This window comes from Pseudomonas sp. Marseille-Q5117 (assembly GCF_946901175.1).
GTDB lineage: Bacteria > Pseudomonadota > Gammaproteobacteria > Pseudomonadales > Pseudomonadaceae > Aquipseudomonas > Aquipseudomonas iranensis.
Map to the genome: position 1 here is coordinate 162,900 of NZ_CAMPPP010000005.1, position 14,800 is coordinate 177,699.

Annotated in this window: 12 protein-coding genes; 6 read left to right on the forward strand and 6 right to left on the reverse strand. The window is 60.2% G+C overall.

Annotation, left to right across the window (positions count from 1 at the left end; translation table 11 throughout):
- Nucleotides 1–69: 69 nt before the first annotated feature.
- Both OC605_RS10830 and OC605_RS10835 read left to right on the forward strand, forming a co-directional pair.
- Nucleotides 70–1,038 (forward strand): toll/interleukin-1 receptor domain-containing protein, encoded by a 969-nt coding sequence (locus OC605_RS10830; protein WP_156858411.1) that lies wholly within the window; start codon nt 70–72, stop codon nt 1,036–1,038.
- A gap of 99 nt (nt 1,039–1,137) precedes the next feature.
- Entirely contained in the window at nt 1,138–1,512 is a 375-nt protein-coding gene (locus OC605_RS10835) for a hypothetical protein (RefSeq protein ID WP_262137034.1), read from the forward strand.
- Between the two features lie 250 nt (nt 1,513–1,762).
- Here OC605_RS10835 and OC605_RS10840 read toward each other — a convergent pair whose 3' ends face one another.
- From OC605_RS10840 to gcvA, 3 genes are all read right to left on the reverse strand, one after another.
- Nucleotides 1,763–2,524 carry an SDR family oxidoreductase gene (locus tag OC605_RS10840; protein ID WP_262137035.1) on the reverse strand — a complete coding sequence of 254 codons (762 nt, stop codon included), beginning with the start codon at nt 2,522–2,524 and terminating at the stop codon, nt 1,763–1,765.
- A gap of 29 nt (nt 2,525–2,553) precedes the next feature.
- Complete coding sequence (locus OC605_RS10845) at nt 2,554–3,381, reverse strand: DMT family transporter (protein ID WP_262137037.1); 828 nt, start codon at nt 3,379–3,381, stop codon at nt 2,554–2,556.
- 75 nt (nt 3,382–3,456) lie between these two features.
- Nucleotides 3,457–4,362, reverse strand: a complete 906-nt coding sequence (gcvA, locus tag OC605_RS10850; protein WP_262137039.1) for a transcriptional regulator GcvA — start codon at nt 4,360–4,362, stop codon at nt 3,457–3,459.
- 309 nt (nt 4,363–4,671) lie between these two features.
- Here gcvA and OC605_RS10855 point away from each other — a divergent pair, with 309 nt between their 5' ends.
- From OC605_RS10855 to OC605_RS10870, 4 genes are all read left to right on the forward strand, one after another.
- Complete coding sequence (locus OC605_RS10855; protein ID WP_071172551.1) at nt 4,672–5,124, forward strand: DUF805 domain-containing protein; 453 nt, start codon at nt 4,672–4,674, stop codon at nt 5,122–5,124.
- 274 nt (nt 5,125–5,398) lie between these two features.
- Nucleotides 5,399–6,652, forward strand: a complete 1,254-nt coding sequence (mexE, locus tag OC605_RS10860) for a multidrug efflux RND transporter periplasmic adaptor subunit MexE (protein ID WP_039761553.1) — start codon at nt 5,399–5,401, stop codon at nt 6,650–6,652.
- A gap of 15 nt (nt 6,653–6,667) precedes the next feature.
- On the forward strand, nt 6,668–9,859 hold the full coding sequence (locus OC605_RS10865; protein ID WP_262137043.1) for an efflux RND transporter permease subunit: 3,192 nt from the start codon (nt 6,668–6,670) through the stop codon (nt 9,857–9,859).
- Nucleotides 9,856–11,277, forward strand: a complete 1,422-nt coding sequence (locus tag OC605_RS10870) for an efflux transporter outer membrane subunit (protein ID WP_016774854.1) — start codon at nt 9,856–9,858, stop codon at nt 11,275–11,277. The genes OC605_RS10865 and OC605_RS10870 overlap by 4 nt, the downstream gene beginning before the upstream one ends.
- A 237-nt stretch (nt 11,278–11,514) precedes the next feature.
- On the opposite strand, the gene OC605_RS10875 is transcribed toward OC605_RS10870, so the two are convergent.
- From OC605_RS10875 to OC605_RS10885, 3 genes are read right to left on the reverse strand one after another with little or no spacing between them, the layout of a single operon-like run.
- Nucleotides 11,515–12,438, reverse strand: a complete 924-nt coding sequence (locus tag OC605_RS10875; protein WP_371699471.1) for an HlyD family secretion protein — start codon at nt 12,436–12,438, stop codon at nt 11,515–11,517.
- A gap of 25 nt (nt 12,439–12,463) precedes the next feature.
- Nucleotides 12,464–12,664, reverse strand: a complete 201-nt coding sequence (locus tag OC605_RS10880; RefSeq protein ID WP_016774855.1) for a DUF1656 domain-containing protein — start codon at nt 12,662–12,664, stop codon at nt 12,464–12,466.
- Nucleotides 12,654–14,789 (reverse strand): FUSC family protein, encoded by a 2,136-nt coding sequence (locus OC605_RS10885; protein ID WP_130902774.1) that lies wholly within the window; start codon nt 14,787–14,789, stop codon nt 12,654–12,656. The genes OC605_RS10880 and OC605_RS10885 overlap by 11 nt, the downstream gene beginning before the upstream one ends.
- Nucleotides 14,790–14,800 lie beyond the last annotated feature (11 nt).

The window sequence follows — 14,800 nt, forward strand, 5'->3', positions numbered from 1 at the left end:
ACGTCTGTACTTCGCAGCCAAGCTGCCCGTAAGATCGACATCGCACCTATCCGAGTAGGAGTGACCCTTTTGCCGAACGTGTTCTTTTCTTATTGCCATGCTGACGAGGCGCTGCGCGACCAGTTGGAAAAGCAGCTTTCGATGCTCAAGCGCCAAGGCGTCATTGAGACTTGGCACGACCGCAGAATCGGAGCAGGCCAAGAGATCGATGCTGCCATTGATGATCACATCAACAGCGACGAAATTATCCTGTTGCTGGTAAGCCCGGATTTCATCGCTTCCGACTATTGCTACAACATCGAGATGGCTCGCGCGATGGAGCGCCATGCCGCTAAAGAAGCGACTGTCATTCCTGTGATTCTTCGCCCATGCGATTGGCATCATGCCCCCTTCGGCAAGCTGCTTGGTACGCCCCAAGATGGTAAGCCAGTGACCCTTTGGCCTGATCGGGACGAAGCATTCTTGCAGGTTGCGAAGGAGGTTCGGAAGGCCGCCGAGCGACGCAGCCGTGGCCAACCGAACACTGCTCCGCGAGCCGAACGCAACGATTTCAATGGAGGTTCAGCGCCCTCCCTTATCGCCCCGGCTGGCCCTAGGTCGAGTAACCTTCGAATGGCTAAGAGCTTCACCCAGCTGGACAAAGACCGCTTCTTGCTCGACAGCTTCGAGTACATCGCCCGCTATTTTGAGAACTCGTTGCTGGAGCTCCAAGCGCGCAACTCAGGGTATGAAGGGGTCTTCCGTCGGATAGATGCAAATCGCTTTTCTGCGAATATCTACAAGGACGGCCACGACGTTGCAAAAGCGGCAGTGTTCACCGGCGGCCAGATGGGCGCCGGTATCTACTACAGCCATGGAGACTCGTTTGGCGGCGGCTCGTACAACGAGGCGCTCACCGTAAATACGGACGACCAATCCATGTACCTGAAGACCTTCGGCATGGCGTTCCAGACTCGGCAAGACCAGAAGCTTTCCCAAGAAGGCGGCGCCGAGACGCTTTGGGGCCTTCTCATCGCACCGCTACAACGCAATCGGTAAATCATTGTTGGGTGCGAATTAAAAAGAACCCAGGGGACACTTGGCCTTGACGCTGCCCCCTACGACAAAGGAGTAAGACTCACATAGAAGGTTCAGACCATGGAAGTAGTCCTGCTCGCCCACATCACACTTAACCGAATAGGCTCGGCCAGTGGCGGAGGCTTTCAAAGCCAACGCCAGGTCAAGTTTTCCGCTGAGCTACCAGACACCGACCAATCGGCCTTAAGGGAATTGGTGATCGAGATCGCCGAGGCAAATGGTGAAGCGGCGGGAGCCTTGAGAGAATTGAGGTACGAGCGAAGCTACGGAGGGGAATTGGTACTCAACATCCAAGGCCCGAGCACCTCATACGGCACCGCTTATGCCCAATGTCGCATCATCCATGCGCTGAAAGCCAAAGGGCAGTACTTCAAGCTTCAGGCGGTAGAAGACAGAGACGTCACACCATATGTCTCATCTCGGCGGGCTAAGTAGTTCGCATATCGACTCATCGAACCACCAGGGATTTGCCGGATTCTGGTTGGTCATTCAGTATACGGAGGCGCACTGAATACCAGTCACGTCCACCCCGCCCCGCTTCAGAAATCGCCATTCGCGATCACTCGCACACCCGGTGCAAATGGGGGCAAAACTGGGGGCACAATTCTATTTTTTCAGGCTGTAACTACTGCCCTAGAGCCAAGTCAAAATGTTTTTCGGCGATCCGGATAGTCTGTAGCCGGACCTACTTGCCACCCGTCACATCCAGAAAAGTACCCGTGACAAAGGAGGCCTCCGCGCTGGCCAGCCACAAGATGGCCCGCGCCACCTCTTCCGGCTGACCGCCCCGGCCCATCGGGATCGACTCCTTCACGCGATCCACCCGCCCCGGCTCGCCGCCGCTGGCGTGCATGTCGGTATAGATGTGCCCCGGGCGAATGCAGTTGACCCGAATACCCTCGCGCGCGACTTCCTTGGCAAAGCCGATGGTGAAGGTTTCCAGCGCGCCTTTCGACGCTGCGTAGTCGACGTATTCATTCGGGCTGCCCAAGCGCGCCGAGGCAGACGAAATATTGATCACCACGCCACCCGTTCCGCCGTGGCGCAGAGACATGCGCTTCACCGCCTGCTGCGCGCACAGGATCGGCCCAATCGAATTGACCGCGAAGATGCGCTGCATGCGTGCAAAGCCAAGGTCTTCCATGCGCGACTGTTTCGCCAGAACGCCAGCGTTATTGACCAGAACGTCGATACGCCCGAATAAACGATCGATAGCCAAGAACAATTCAGCAACCTGCTCGGGGTCAGCACTGTCAGCACGCAGCGCGAGGCCCTTGCGCCCCAACGCTTCGATATCCGCCACCACCTCAAGAGCGGCGGACTCGTTGGCAACGTAGCTGATGGCAACGTCGTAGCCTTGCGCGGCAGCGAATCGGGCGGTGGCGGCGCCGACTCCGCGACTGCCGCCGGTGATCAGAATCAGCGGGGCCTGCGAGACTTTATCCATGCGACGTTCTCCTGAGCAGGTGGCCTATGTCAGCCGATGATGATGGCGCCGCTGGCGATGACCACGCAGGCCAGCATCCTGCGGACGGTGAGCTTTTCACCGAGGAACAAATAGCCGAGCAATGCGGCAAACAACACGCTGGTTTCGCGCAAGGCCGACACCGCGCCCAGTGGCGCTTCGTTCATGGCGTAGATAACGATTGCGTAGGCCAGCAACGAGACCAGTCCGCCGCCCACTGCGGCGAGCATGCCGGGCCGCACGGAAAACAGACTGCGAGCATCGCGCAGGCCGATATACACCAGCGGCATCAGCACGCCCCACAGGGCGCTCATCCACACCGTGTAAGCCAGCGGCGCCCCCGACAGTCTGGCGCCAATGCCATCGACCACGCTGTAGGCAGCGATGAAACAACCGGTGCCCAGCGCATACGGCAGGCTCGGCACCGACAGGCTGCGCCCGCGAAAGGCCAGGGAAATGATTCCGCCGGATACCAGACCGATGCCGAGCAGCTCAGCGGGAGTAATGGTTTCGCCGGCAAACAGCGCGGCGCCGAGGGTGATCAGCGCCGGTGACGAGCCGCGGGAAATCGGATAGATCTGCCCTAGATCGCCGACCCGATAGCTGCGCACCAGAAACAGGTTGTAGCCGACATGCACCAGTGCCGAGAGCAGCGCATACCCCCAGCTCTCAGGTGCAGGCGCGGCCATGAAAAAGGTGGCGATGAGGCAGACGATGGCGATGGCCACGCACATTATCGTCATCGACCAGAGCCGATCGGCACCGCCGCGCAGCAGCGCGTTCCAGCTGGCGTGCAGGAGCGCGGCGAACAGAACGAGGAGTACGAGATGGATTGGCATGCGGCATTTTAGTCATCGCCGCAGCCCACATTACAGAGAAGTCTCTTCATCCAGTCATGAGCAATACCTCATGACTCAGTGCTGCGCGCCCTGCACTTTCAACGCCTCACTGAGCAACCACTCGCGAAAGTTGAGGATATGCGGCTGGGCTTCGATACCTTTGGGACAGACGAAATAATAGGCAAGCGGCGATGTGAACGGCACATCGAACAGCCTTACCAAGCGGCCGTCGCCGATTTCATTTTCGACATGGCCGCTGCGCACCAGCGCCACACCCTGGCCGAGCAATGCAGCTTCGACAGTCATGTTGGTGTCGCCAAACCTTACGCTTTCGCGCAGCGGCGAAAATGCCAGCCCGACGGACTCAAACCACGCTTCCCATTTTGGCGCCAGCTCGGCGCCGTCGCGAATCAGCAACGGCAACTGCAGCAAATCGGCGGGACTGCCCGGCATGCCGACACGCTGCAGCATCTCGGGACTGGCCACGGGAAACACCTGCTCACCGAACAGGAACTCCGAATACAGACCGGGATAATTGCCCTTGCCCAAACGAATGGCGACATCAGCTTCGCCGCTGGAGAAATGGATGATCGTGTCCGTGGTATCCAGCGACACCAACAGCTCCGGGTGCAGGCGCGACAGATTCGGCAAGCGCGGGAGCAGCCACTTCAAGGCAAACGAATAAGTGGTGCTGACGGTCAGGCGAACCCTGTCCTTTTGCTCGCGCAGATCCTCCAGCGTTGCTTCAAGGCTCATGAAAAACTCGCGCACGATCGGCGCCAGCGTCGCCCCCGCTGTTGTAAGGCGTAACGCCTTGCCGCGCTCGAACAATTGCAATCCCCAAAGTTCTTCCAGGTGCCGGAGCTGATGACTGACGGCGCTTTGGGTCACGTGCAGTTCTTGAGCGGCAGCCGTGAACGTCGGGTGCCGAGTGGCCACTTCGAAAGCCCGCAGGGTCGCGGTCGGGGGCAGGTCGCGCATATATGAAAGTTCCGGGATTGGCAGAGCTGACGGCATGAATATCAGCTCATGTTAGAGCGAAATGCTTTGGCATGCCTCTCGCACCAAGTGGATATGGTGACGATCGGGTTGGGGTTTAGCCGCAGACCCACAAATCGAAAGCCGAGAGCCGATGACAAACCTTATGGTAACGATTAGATTACCGCCGCCCCGCCAATGGAGAGTCGGGTATTCAGTCTCTGCTCTCGTTGGCGACGACATCTGCACCAACGAAAACACCGGGATGTATCTGTCCCGTCTTTCGACTGACCATTTTTTAGGGAAAAAAACATGAGCCTGGTTTTCTGCCGTGGTTGCGCCAAGGAAATAAGTACTCTGGCATTGGCATGCCCCCAGTGCGGCGCACCTCAAGCGCCACTGCATTCCATTGCCAGTGGCCCCGTCATGGCGAGCGGCAACCCATACGTGGAAGCACTGAAGAAATATGCCGTGTTCACCGGACGCGCCACGCGCCGTGAATACTGGATGTTCTTTCTGATCAACATGGGCATCGCTATTGTCATGAGCGTTTTTGACGCCATGCTCAAAACCGGTGGCGCCTTGCAGAGCCTGTACAACCTGGCAATGCTGTTGCCGAGCCTCGCTGTTGGCGTACGGCGCATGCACGACACTGACCGCAGCGGCTGGTGGATTCTGCTGCCCATCGTCAACATCGTGTTTCTGGCGCAAGACAGCCAGCCTGGCCCGAATCGCTTCGGTGCCAACCGCAAAGGCTTCAACTGATCAATAGCCGCAATCGCGGATCGAAACGGCCTTCATGGCCGTTTCTTTACAGGACTTCCCTCTCGTAAAAGCCTTGCTCGATCATTGCTCGTCACGCAAGACAGATTTGCAAGAAAACACATTGTTAGCCCCCTAACGAAAGGTGCATCCTAGAGGGCTGCCTCGGCGCTTATATCATTCCGAATGATAGTTACCTTTGCTTCATTCGATTCGTGCCATCACACCCGCGCCGAGCATCATCCGCCCATCTTCAATACTTCGGCGGATTGCATCCATGGAACAATCACTCAAACATTTGCGCTTCCCGTTGGCCATGCTGGCCGTACTGGTGATGAGCGCCTGCGGCAAAACTCCGGAGACTGCCGGCGCCCCGCCCGCTGCCAAAGTCAGCGTAGCCAAGGTGCTGGAACAACCGGTCAACGAGTGGGACGAATTTACCGGGCGCCTCGAAGCGCCGGAAACCGTTGAAATCCGCCCACGGGTTTCGGGCCAGATCGATCAGGTCGCGTTCACCGAAGGCGCGCTGGTCAAGAAAGGCGACCTGCTGTTCCAGATCGACCCGCGTCCGTTCCAGGCCGAGGTGCGCCGCCTCGAAGCTCTGGTTGCTCAAGCCCGCGCCACCGCCACTCGCAGCGAAAACGAAGCCGCTCGCGGCGAACGCCTGCGTACCAGCAACGCCATTTCCGCTGAACTGGCCGACTCGCGCACCAGCGCTGCCCAAGAGGCCCGCGCCGCGGTTGGTGCCCTGCAGGCACAACTGGACCTGGCCAAACTGAACCTGAGCTTCACCCGCGTGACCGCACCGATCAGCGGCCGCGTCAGCCGCGCCGAAATCACTGCCGGCAACCTGGTGACCGCCGACACCACCGCGCTGACCAGCGTCGTCTCCACCGACAAGGTCTACGCCTACTTCGACGCCGACGAACGCGTGTTCCTCAAATACACCCAACTGGCCCGCAACGGCCAGCGCGGCGCCACCACGCCGGTGTACATGGGCCTGTCCAACGAAGACGGCAACCCGCACCTCGGCCAGATGAACTTCGTCGACAACCAGGTCAATCCGAAAACCGGCACCATCCGTGGTCGCGCAGTCTTCGACAACGCTGACGGCACCTACACCCCTGGCCTCTACGCTCGCTTGAAACTGGTCGGCAGCGGCACCTACAACGCCATGCTGATCAATGACGAAGCCGTGGGCACTGACTTGGGCAAGAAGTTCGTGCTGGTGATGGATGGCGACAACAAGACCGCCTACCGCGCCGTTGAACTCGGTCCGAAAATCGAAGGCCTGCGCATCGTCCGCAACGGTCTGAACAAGGACGACACCATCATCGTCAAGGGTCTGCAACGGGTTCGTCCTGGCTCACCGGTCACCCCTGAAGTGATTCCGATGGCCAGCGAGCAGACCCTCGCCGCCCTCGCTCAACAACGTCAAGCGCTGGAAGCCAGCAACCTGCCCAAAGTTGCCCCTGCCAAGGGCGCATCGGGTTCGGCTGCGAAGCTGGCTGCTACGACCCCACGCGGTTAAGGGACGACAACTCCGATGAATTTTTCCCAATTCTTCATTTCCCGGCCGATCTTCGCAGCGGTGCTGTCGCTGTTGATCCTGATCGCCGGTGCGATCTCGCTGTTCCAGTTGCCGATCAGCGAATACCCGGAAGTCGTGCCGCCGACCGTGGTCGTGCGCGCCAACTTCCCCGGCGCCAACCCCAAAGTCATCGGTGAAACCGTGGCCGCTCCGCTGGAGCAGGCCATCACTGGCGTCGAGAACATGCTGTACATGTCCTCGCAGTCGACCGCTGACGGCAAGATCACCCTGACCATCACCTTCGCCCTGGGCACTGACCTGGACAACGCGCAGGTGCAGGTGCAGAACCGGGTGACCCGGACCGAGCCGAAGCTTCCCGAGGAAGTGACGCGCATCGGTATCACCGTCGACAAGGCTTCGCCAGACCTGACCATGGTTGTGCACTTGACCTCACCGGACAAGCGCTACGACATGCTCTACCTGTCCAACTACGCGATCCTCAATATCAAGGATGAGCTGGCTCGCCTGGGTGGTGTCGGTGACGTGCAGTTGTTCGGTATGGGCGACTACTCGTTGCGTGTCTGGCTCGACCCGAACAAGACCGCTTCGCGCAATCTGACCGCCACCGATGTGGTGACCGCGATTCGCGAGCAGAACCGTCAGGTCGCCGCCGGTCAACTGGGTGCGCCCCCTGCCCCGACCGCGCAAAGCTTCCAGCTGTCGGTCAACACCCAAGGCCGTCTGGTTTCCGAGGAAGAGTTCGAGAACATCGTCATTCGTGCAGGCGACGACGGTGAGATCACTCGCCTGAAGGACATCGCGCGCATTGAACTGGGTTCCAGCCAATACGCCTTGCGCTCGCTGCTGAACAATCAGCCGGCGGTGGCAATCCCGATCTTCCAGCGTCCCGGCTCCAACGCCATCGACATTTCCAACGAAGTGCGCGGCAAGATGGAAGAGCTGAAGAAAGGCTTCCCGCAGGGCATGGATTACAGCATCGTGTATGACCCGACGATCTTCGTTCGTGGCTCGATCGAGGCGGTGGTGCACACCCTGTTCGAAGCGCTGATCCTCGTGGTGCTGGTGGTGATTCTGTTCCTGCAGACCTGGCGCGCCTCGATCATTCCGTTGGTGGCGGTACCGGTATCATTGATCGGTACGTTTGCGGTCATGCACCTGTTCGGCTTCTCGCTCAACGCCCTATCGCTGTTCGGCCTGGTGCTGGCCATCGGTATCGTGGTGGACGACGCCATCGTCGTGGTGGAGAACGTCGAACGGAACATCGAACTCGGACTGACGCCGGTCGAAGCGACCAAGCGCGCCATGCGTGAAGTGACCGGGCCGATCGTGGCCACGGCACTGGTGCTGTGTGCCGTGTTCATTCCGGCGGCATTCATTTCCGGCCTCACCGGGCAGTTCTACAAACAGTTCGCACTGACTATCGCGATCTCTACAGTGATCTCGGCGTTCAACTCGCTGACCCTGTCGCCAGCGCTGGCTGCTGTGCTGCTGAAAAGTCACGACGCGCCGAAAGACCGCTTCTCGAAAGTGCTCGACAGAATCTTCGGTGGCTGGCTGTTCCGTCCGTTCAACCGTTTCTTCGACCGTGCCAGTCATGGCTACGTCGGCACCGTGCGCCGGGTCATCCGTAGCAGCGGCATTGCCCTGCTGGTGTATGCAGGCCTGATGGTGCTGACCTTCTTCGGTTTCTCCAGCACGCCGACCGGTTTCGTACCCGGCCAGGACAAGCAATACCTGGTGGCCTTCGCGCAATTGCCGGACGCCGCGAGCCTGGATCGCACCGAAGACGTGATCAAGCGCATGTCCGACCTCGCGCTGAAACAGCCGGGCGTGGAAAGCGCCGTAGCGTTCCCGGGCCTGTCGATCAACGGTTTCACCAACAGCCCGAACGCCGGCATCGTCTTCGTGACGCTGAAACCGTTCGACGAGCGTAAAGACCCGAGCATGTCCGCCGGTGCGATTGCCGGCGCCTTGAACGGCCAGTACGCGAACATTCAGGAAGCGTACATGGCGATCTCCCCGCCACCGCCGGTACAAGGCCTGGGCACCATTGGTGGTTTCCGCCTGCAGATCGAAGACCGGGGCAACCTCGGCTACGACGAGCTGTACAAAGAAACCATGAACATCATCAACAAGAGCCACAACGTGCCGGAACTGGCCGGCCTGTTCACCAGCTACACGGTGAACGTGCCGCAGGTCGATGCCGCCATCGACCGCGAAAAAGCCAAGACCCATGGCGTGGCCGTCAGCGACATCTTCGACACCCTGCAGATCTATCTGGGTTCGCTGTATGCCAACGACTTCAACCGCTTCGGGCGCACCTATCAGGTCAACGTTCAGGCCGAACAGCAGTTCCGCCTTGAATCCGATCAGATCGGTCAGCTGAAAGTACGCAACAACAAAGGCGAAATGATCCCGCTGGCGACCTTCATCAAGGTCAGCGACACCTCGGGGCCGGACCGCGTGATGCACTACAACGGCTTCATCACCGCTGAAATCAACGGTGCCGCAGCCCCGGGCTACAGCTCTGGCCAGGCAGAAAAAGCCATCGAGAAACTGCTCAAGGAAGAACTTCCGAACGGCATGACCTACGAGTGGACCGACCTGACCTACCAGCAGATTCTGTCCGGCAACACCGCGCTGTTCGTGTTCCCGCTCTGCGTACTGCTGGCGTTCCTGGTGCTCGCCGCACAATACGAAAGCTGGAGCCTGCCACTGGCGGTGATCCTGATCGTACCGATGACCCTGCTGTCGGCCATTACCGGTGTGATCATCTCCGGCGGTGACAACAACATCTTCACCCAGATCGGCTTGATCGTACTGGTGGGACTTGCCTGTAAAAACGCGATTCTGATCGTCGAGTTCGCCAAGGATAAACAGGAAGAAGGCCTCGACCCGCTCGCAGCGGTGCTGGAAGCCTGCCGCCTGCGTCTGCGGCCGATCCTGATGACCTCGTTCGCGTTCATCATGGGTGTGGTGCCACTGGTGTTCTCCAGCGGCGCCGGTGCCGAAATGCGTCACGCCATGGGTGTGGCGGTGTTCTCCGGGATGCTCGGGGTGACCTTCTTCGGTCTGCTGCTGACGCCAGTGTTCTACGTACTGATCCGTAACTTTGTCGAACGCGGCGAGCAGCGCAAAGCAGCCAAGGCGCACACTCTTCAAAAGCCACTGGAGGCGCAACAATGAGTCTGAAAGTCTTCCTGCCGAGTCTGCTGGTGCTGGCCCTCAGCGCCTGCGCCGTCGGCCCCGACTACAAGACCCCGGCCACGGAGGCGGCCAACATCACGACCGCCACCGATGGCGCCGCCGGGCAAAAGAACTTCGACCGTTCGAAATTCGAGGGCATCTGGTGGCAGCAATTCGACGATCCGACCCTGAACCAGTTGGTGAGCCAGTCGCTGCAAGGCAACCGTGAACTGCGCGTGGCGTTCGCCCGCTGGAAAGCCGCCCGGGCAATCCGCGACGACGCCAGCAACGACGCGATGCCGACCATCACCAGCCGCGCCAGCAGTGACTTGGGCAAGGGTCAGATTCCCGGCCAGACCACCGACCGGGTCAATAGCGAGCGCTATGACCTCGGTCTGGACATGGCCTGGGAGCTCGACCTGTTCGGCCGCATCCAGCGCAATCTGGAAGCCAGTGATGCCGACCAGCAGGCCGCCGAAGCCGATCTGTACCAACTGCAAGTCACGATGATTGCCGAACTGGTCGACGCCTACGGTCAACTGCGCGGCGCCCAGCTGCGGGAAAAAATCGCCGTGGCCAACCTGAACAACCAGCAGGAGTCGCGCAAGATCACCATCAGCCTGCGTGACGCCGGTGTCGGTGATCAGCTTGATGTCGAGCGCGCCGATGCGCGCCTGGCCAACGTCGAAGCCACCGTGCCGCAGTTGCAGGCGGAACAGGTTCGGCAGAAAAACCGTATCGCCACCCTGCTCGGCGAACGCCCGGACAAGCTGACCGTCGACCTGAGCCCGAAAGATCTGCCGGCCATCGCCAAGGCGCTGCCGATCGGTGATCCGGGTGAACTGCTGCAACGTCGTCCGGACATCCTCAGCGCCGAACGGCAACTGGCTTCGGCCACCGCGCGTATCGGCGTGGCCAAGGCCGATCTGTTTCCCCGGGTCAGCCTCAGCGGCTTCCTCGGCTGGACCGCCGGGCGTGGGTCGCAGATCGGTTCTTCGGCGGCCAACGCCTGGGCGCTCGGCCCGAGCATCACCTGGGCGGCGTTTGACCTGGGTAGCGTTCGCGCTCGTTTGCGCGGCGCCGACGCTGACGCCGAAGGCGCGCTGGCCAACTACGAGCAACAAGTACTGCTGGCTCTCGAAGAATCGGAAAACGCCTTCAGCGATTACGGCAAGCGTCAGCAACGTCTGATCTCGCTGATCCGTCAGAGCGAATCGAGCCGCAAGGCTGCCGATCTGGCGGAAATCCGCTATCGCGAAGGCACCACCGATTTCCTCGTCCTGCTCGACGCCCAGCGTGAGCGCCTGAACGCCGAAGACACTCAGGCTCAGGCCGAAGTCGAGCTGTATCGCGGCATCGTCGCAATCTACAAGGCCCTCGGCGGTGGCTGGCAGCCGGAGACAGTTGCCAGCAAGTAAAGATTGTTAAAGAGCTCCTTTGGTTGGCCGCAACCAACCAAATTTTTTGCCCCGCGTATCATTCGGTCGCGGGGTTTTTTTATGCCTGTTTGCAGCACTGGGATTTTTTGTTGTTGATCGTTCCCACGCTCCGCGTGGGAATGCCTCAAGGGACGCTCCGCGTCCAGTGACGCGGAGCGTCACGGGCTGCATTCCCACGCGGAGCGTGGGAACGATCAACACAGCTCCTACCGGGGATCAGGGTTCCAGGACGGTGACGGTGGCGGTGGTACCGGCGCGCAGGCGATGCTTGCCGGCAAAGTCACCATCAATGCCAATGCGCACCGGCACCCGTTGCGCCAGTTTCACCCAGGTGTAACTCGGGTTGATGTTTGCCAGCAGACGACTGCCCGGCGCGTTTTCGCGGTCAGCGATGGCAAAGGCGATGCTTTCTACCGTGCCGCCGAAACGCTCACCGCTCATCAATTGAATGCGTACCCGATCACCCTCCTCGATTCGCGGCAACTTGGTTTCCTCGAAGTAACCGCTGACATAAAAGGAATCGCTGTCGACCAGCGCCAAGAGTGCGCCGCCCGCCTGTGCGTAATCACCTTGGCGGGTCAGCAGGTTGGTGACATAGCCGCTCACTGGCGATTCAACGCGGGTGCGCTGCAAGTCCAGTTCGGCTTGGGTCAGCGCGGCAATTGCCAGTTGCACATTGGCTTCGGCCAGCCCGAGGTTGGCCTGATTGCGCAATAGATCCGCCTGGGCAACCGCTACGTCGGTACTGGCCTTCTCCCATTCTTCACCAGAAATCGCGAAGCCCTGCTTCAGCGTACGGCGGCGGCGCTCCTCGCTCTGACGTTGTTTGAGCAACGCCTCACTGGCGACGATTGCCGCTTGCGATTGCCCCAGCGAGGCCTTGGACACTTCCACCGAACGCCGGGCATGTTCGACCGCCAGTTGATAGCGCGCCGGATCGATCTCCAGCAATAACTGACCCTTATCGACATGCTGGTTGTCCTGCACTGCCAGTTTGACGATTCGCCCCGAAACATCCGCCGACAGCGTCACCACATCCGCCCTCACCCGAGCATCCCGTGTCCACGGCGCGCGGGTGTAATACTCCCAGGCGAACCAGCCGAGGACGATCGCCAGGATCACCACTGCCACGGTCATCATTCGTGCAACTAGTGCTTTCAAGACATCAGGCTCCCATCAACAGAATCAGCGTGGCGCAGACACAGGCATACAGCGCGCCTTCGAACAGTGCTTCATGCCACACCAGGCGCAGCACGCCGAGGCGCCGCAGACACCAGTCCAGCAACATGAAAATCGGAATCGCCAGTAACAGTGCCTGGGCAATCGGCGGCAGATAAACGCCGCCAATTTCGAAATCAATGGGCAAGTTGCGGTTCTCCTTCCAGGCCTTGAGGTTGCAAATAATCGCCGTGCCGCTCGAGGAACGACACCACAATCAGCAGCGCCACACGCATGCGAAACACCGACCAAAGATGTTCATGACTGGTGGCGTGCAGCTCGTCCAGCTCATCTCCGAGTTGGTGCAACGTGGCCAGCAGCGCCGCAAGCTGGACATCGTCGCGACCGGCAACCAAACGACCAGTCTTGCGCAACGCCGACGCCAGGCGTTGGCCGAACGCATCGGTAAGTAGTGCGTTGTTCTGCGCCTGCTGCCGCAGCTGATGCATGGCCACGCCCAAGGCCACGCATGCCAGGCTGATTTCATACAAGCGCTGCATGGCACGATCGTTCGCCGCTGGCAGCAGGCCAAGCATGCTGGTCAGGCGATCGGTCATCCGACTCTCGAAAGCGAATTGTTGTTCATCGGTCGCAGGCATTTTGCTCAGTTGGTACACCTGCTCCCGCGCTTCGCCATACAGGCGCCGGATGCGCAAGCCCGGGCGGAACGGGAAGATCAGCGCATAAACGATCAGGGCCAGCATCGCTGCGCTGACGTAGGCGCCGGCGAATTCGAACCATTGGATTGCCGTATTCTGCCCAGTACCGGTGTTTTGCGGCCCGAGCATGAGAAAACTCGACAGCCCAAGGCCCATGCCTATGCCGGCGGTGGCCGGACTGGAAATTCCCACGGCAATGGCATAAAGCAGCGGCGCCAGCAGCAAGGCCAGCAGCTCGAAATCACTGATCGCCGGCACCAGCATGAATTGATAGAACGCCGACACCACCAGCGCCAGACCCAAGCCTCGCGCATAGCTTTGCGCAGCCATCAGCGGACGCGGAAAAGTCGCCATCAGCGAGCAGAGAATCCCCACCAGAATCATTCCGCCGCGCGCGCCATCCCAGGCGGTTTCGATCCAGATCAACCCGCTGACCAACAGCGCGGTAAAGGCACGGATCGCATTCATCGAAGCCAAGGTGAAATCCAGATGCAACGGACTGCTCTGGCCGCGATAGAGACAACTGGCCGGGCGCCCTTCCTGAATCGCGTCGCTCAGTTCGAGGATCTGCTCAAGTTGCTGCAACAGGCGCGCCTGCTCCCAACGCAGCGCCCAAGCCAATGAACGCAGGGTCGCGCTCATGTTCTCGGTCTGCTGCTCGGCCTTGTACGCCAATGCTTCGAACTGTTGCTGCAAGGTAACGAAACGCTGCCGATCGGCGCCAGACAGCGCGCGACCCTGTTGCGCCAGCTGCTCAAGCAACGCCAACTCCTCGGCACGCAGCTGCTGGACCTCCAGCGGCAGATCGCCCTCCCAGCGTTCGATGAGCAATTCACGCTGATGACGCAGCGCGGTCAGTCGCGAGGTCAGCAGCATCAGTTGATTGCCGAGCAGCAATACCAGGTTGTCGGCACTGCGCAAACGTGGGGCATCGAAATACAAATGACGGCGCAAACCTTCCAGCGCGCTGATCTCACCGAGCAGTTGCATCTGCCGGCGCTGGAAATCGGCTTCGCTTTCTTCCGTGCGAAGCACCTCGGCGGCGTGGCTGGCGGCCAGTTTGATGACCTGATCGATTTTGGCGAAATAGCCCTTGGCGACAGCTTCAGGCCGTGCCGTGAGCAAACTGACCACGCAGACACAAGCCACCGCCAACAAGGTTTCGGTGACACGGGTAACCGCTAGCAGAAAGGTGCCGTCCTGATCCGGAATCGCCAGCAAGGCCACAACCACTGCGGTGTAGCCACTAAGCACGAACGCCTGGGAGCTGGTGTAGCGCAACAAGGTGCCGCCCGCCGTGCACAGCGCCAGCCACAACGCCAATGTCGTGATGAACGGCAGCGGCGCCTGAGGGAAAATCGCCATGATCAGCACCGCCACCGCCGCACCCACGGTGGTGCCGATCACCTGGCCGAAACTGCGCGCCAGTGCCATCCCTGCCAGTGGCTGGCTGACGATCACCACGGCCATGATTGACCACTTCGGCTGTTCGAGATCGAAGATGAACGCCAGATAAAGGGTCAACAGCCCGGCGGCGATGGTCCGCAGGGCAAACAGCAGAACAGCCTGACCGGGATGGATCAAAGCCTTGAAATAGGTGTACAGCGCAGACATGGGCACTCTCT

Excerpts from the sequence above, each read along its gene's own strand:
- OC605_RS10835 (WP_262137034.1), top strand. The coding sequence starts at position 1,138 with ATGGAAGTAGTCCTGCTCGCCCACATCACACTTAACCGAATAGGCTCG.
- OC605_RS10840 (WP_262137035.1), bottom strand. The coding sequence starts at position 2,524 with ATGGATAAAGTCTCGCAGGCCCCGCTGATTCTGATCACCGGCGGCAGT.
- OC605_RS10845 (WP_262137037.1), bottom strand. The coding sequence starts at position 3,381 with ATGCCAATCCATCTCGTACTCCTCGTTCTGTTCGCCGCGCTCCTGCAC.
- gcvA (WP_262137039.1), bottom strand. The coding sequence starts at position 4,362 with ATGCGCGACCTGCCCCCGACCGCGACCCTGCGGGCTTTCGAAGTGGCC.
- OC605_RS10855 (WP_071172551.1), top strand. The coding sequence starts at position 4,672 with ATGAGCCTGGTTTTCTGCCGTGGTTGCGCCAAGGAAATAAGTACTCTG.
- mexE (WP_039761553.1), top strand. The coding sequence starts at position 5,399 with ATGGAACAATCACTCAAACATTTGCGCTTCCCGTTGGCCATGCTGGCC.
- OC605_RS10865 (WP_262137043.1), top strand. The coding sequence starts at position 6,668 with ATGAATTTTTCCCAATTCTTCATTTCCCGGCCGATCTTCGCAGCGGTG.
- OC605_RS10870 (WP_016774854.1), top strand. The coding sequence starts at position 9,856 with ATGAGTCTGAAAGTCTTCCTGCCGAGTCTGCTGGTGCTGGCCCTCAGC.
- OC605_RS10875 (WP_371699471.1), bottom strand. The coding sequence starts at position 12,438 with ATGATGACCGTGGCAGTGGTGATCCTGGCGATCGTCCTCGGCTGGTTC.
- OC605_RS10885 (WP_130902774.1), bottom strand. The coding sequence starts at position 14,789 with ATGTCTGCGCTGTACACCTATTTCAAGGCTTTGATCCATCCCGGTCAG.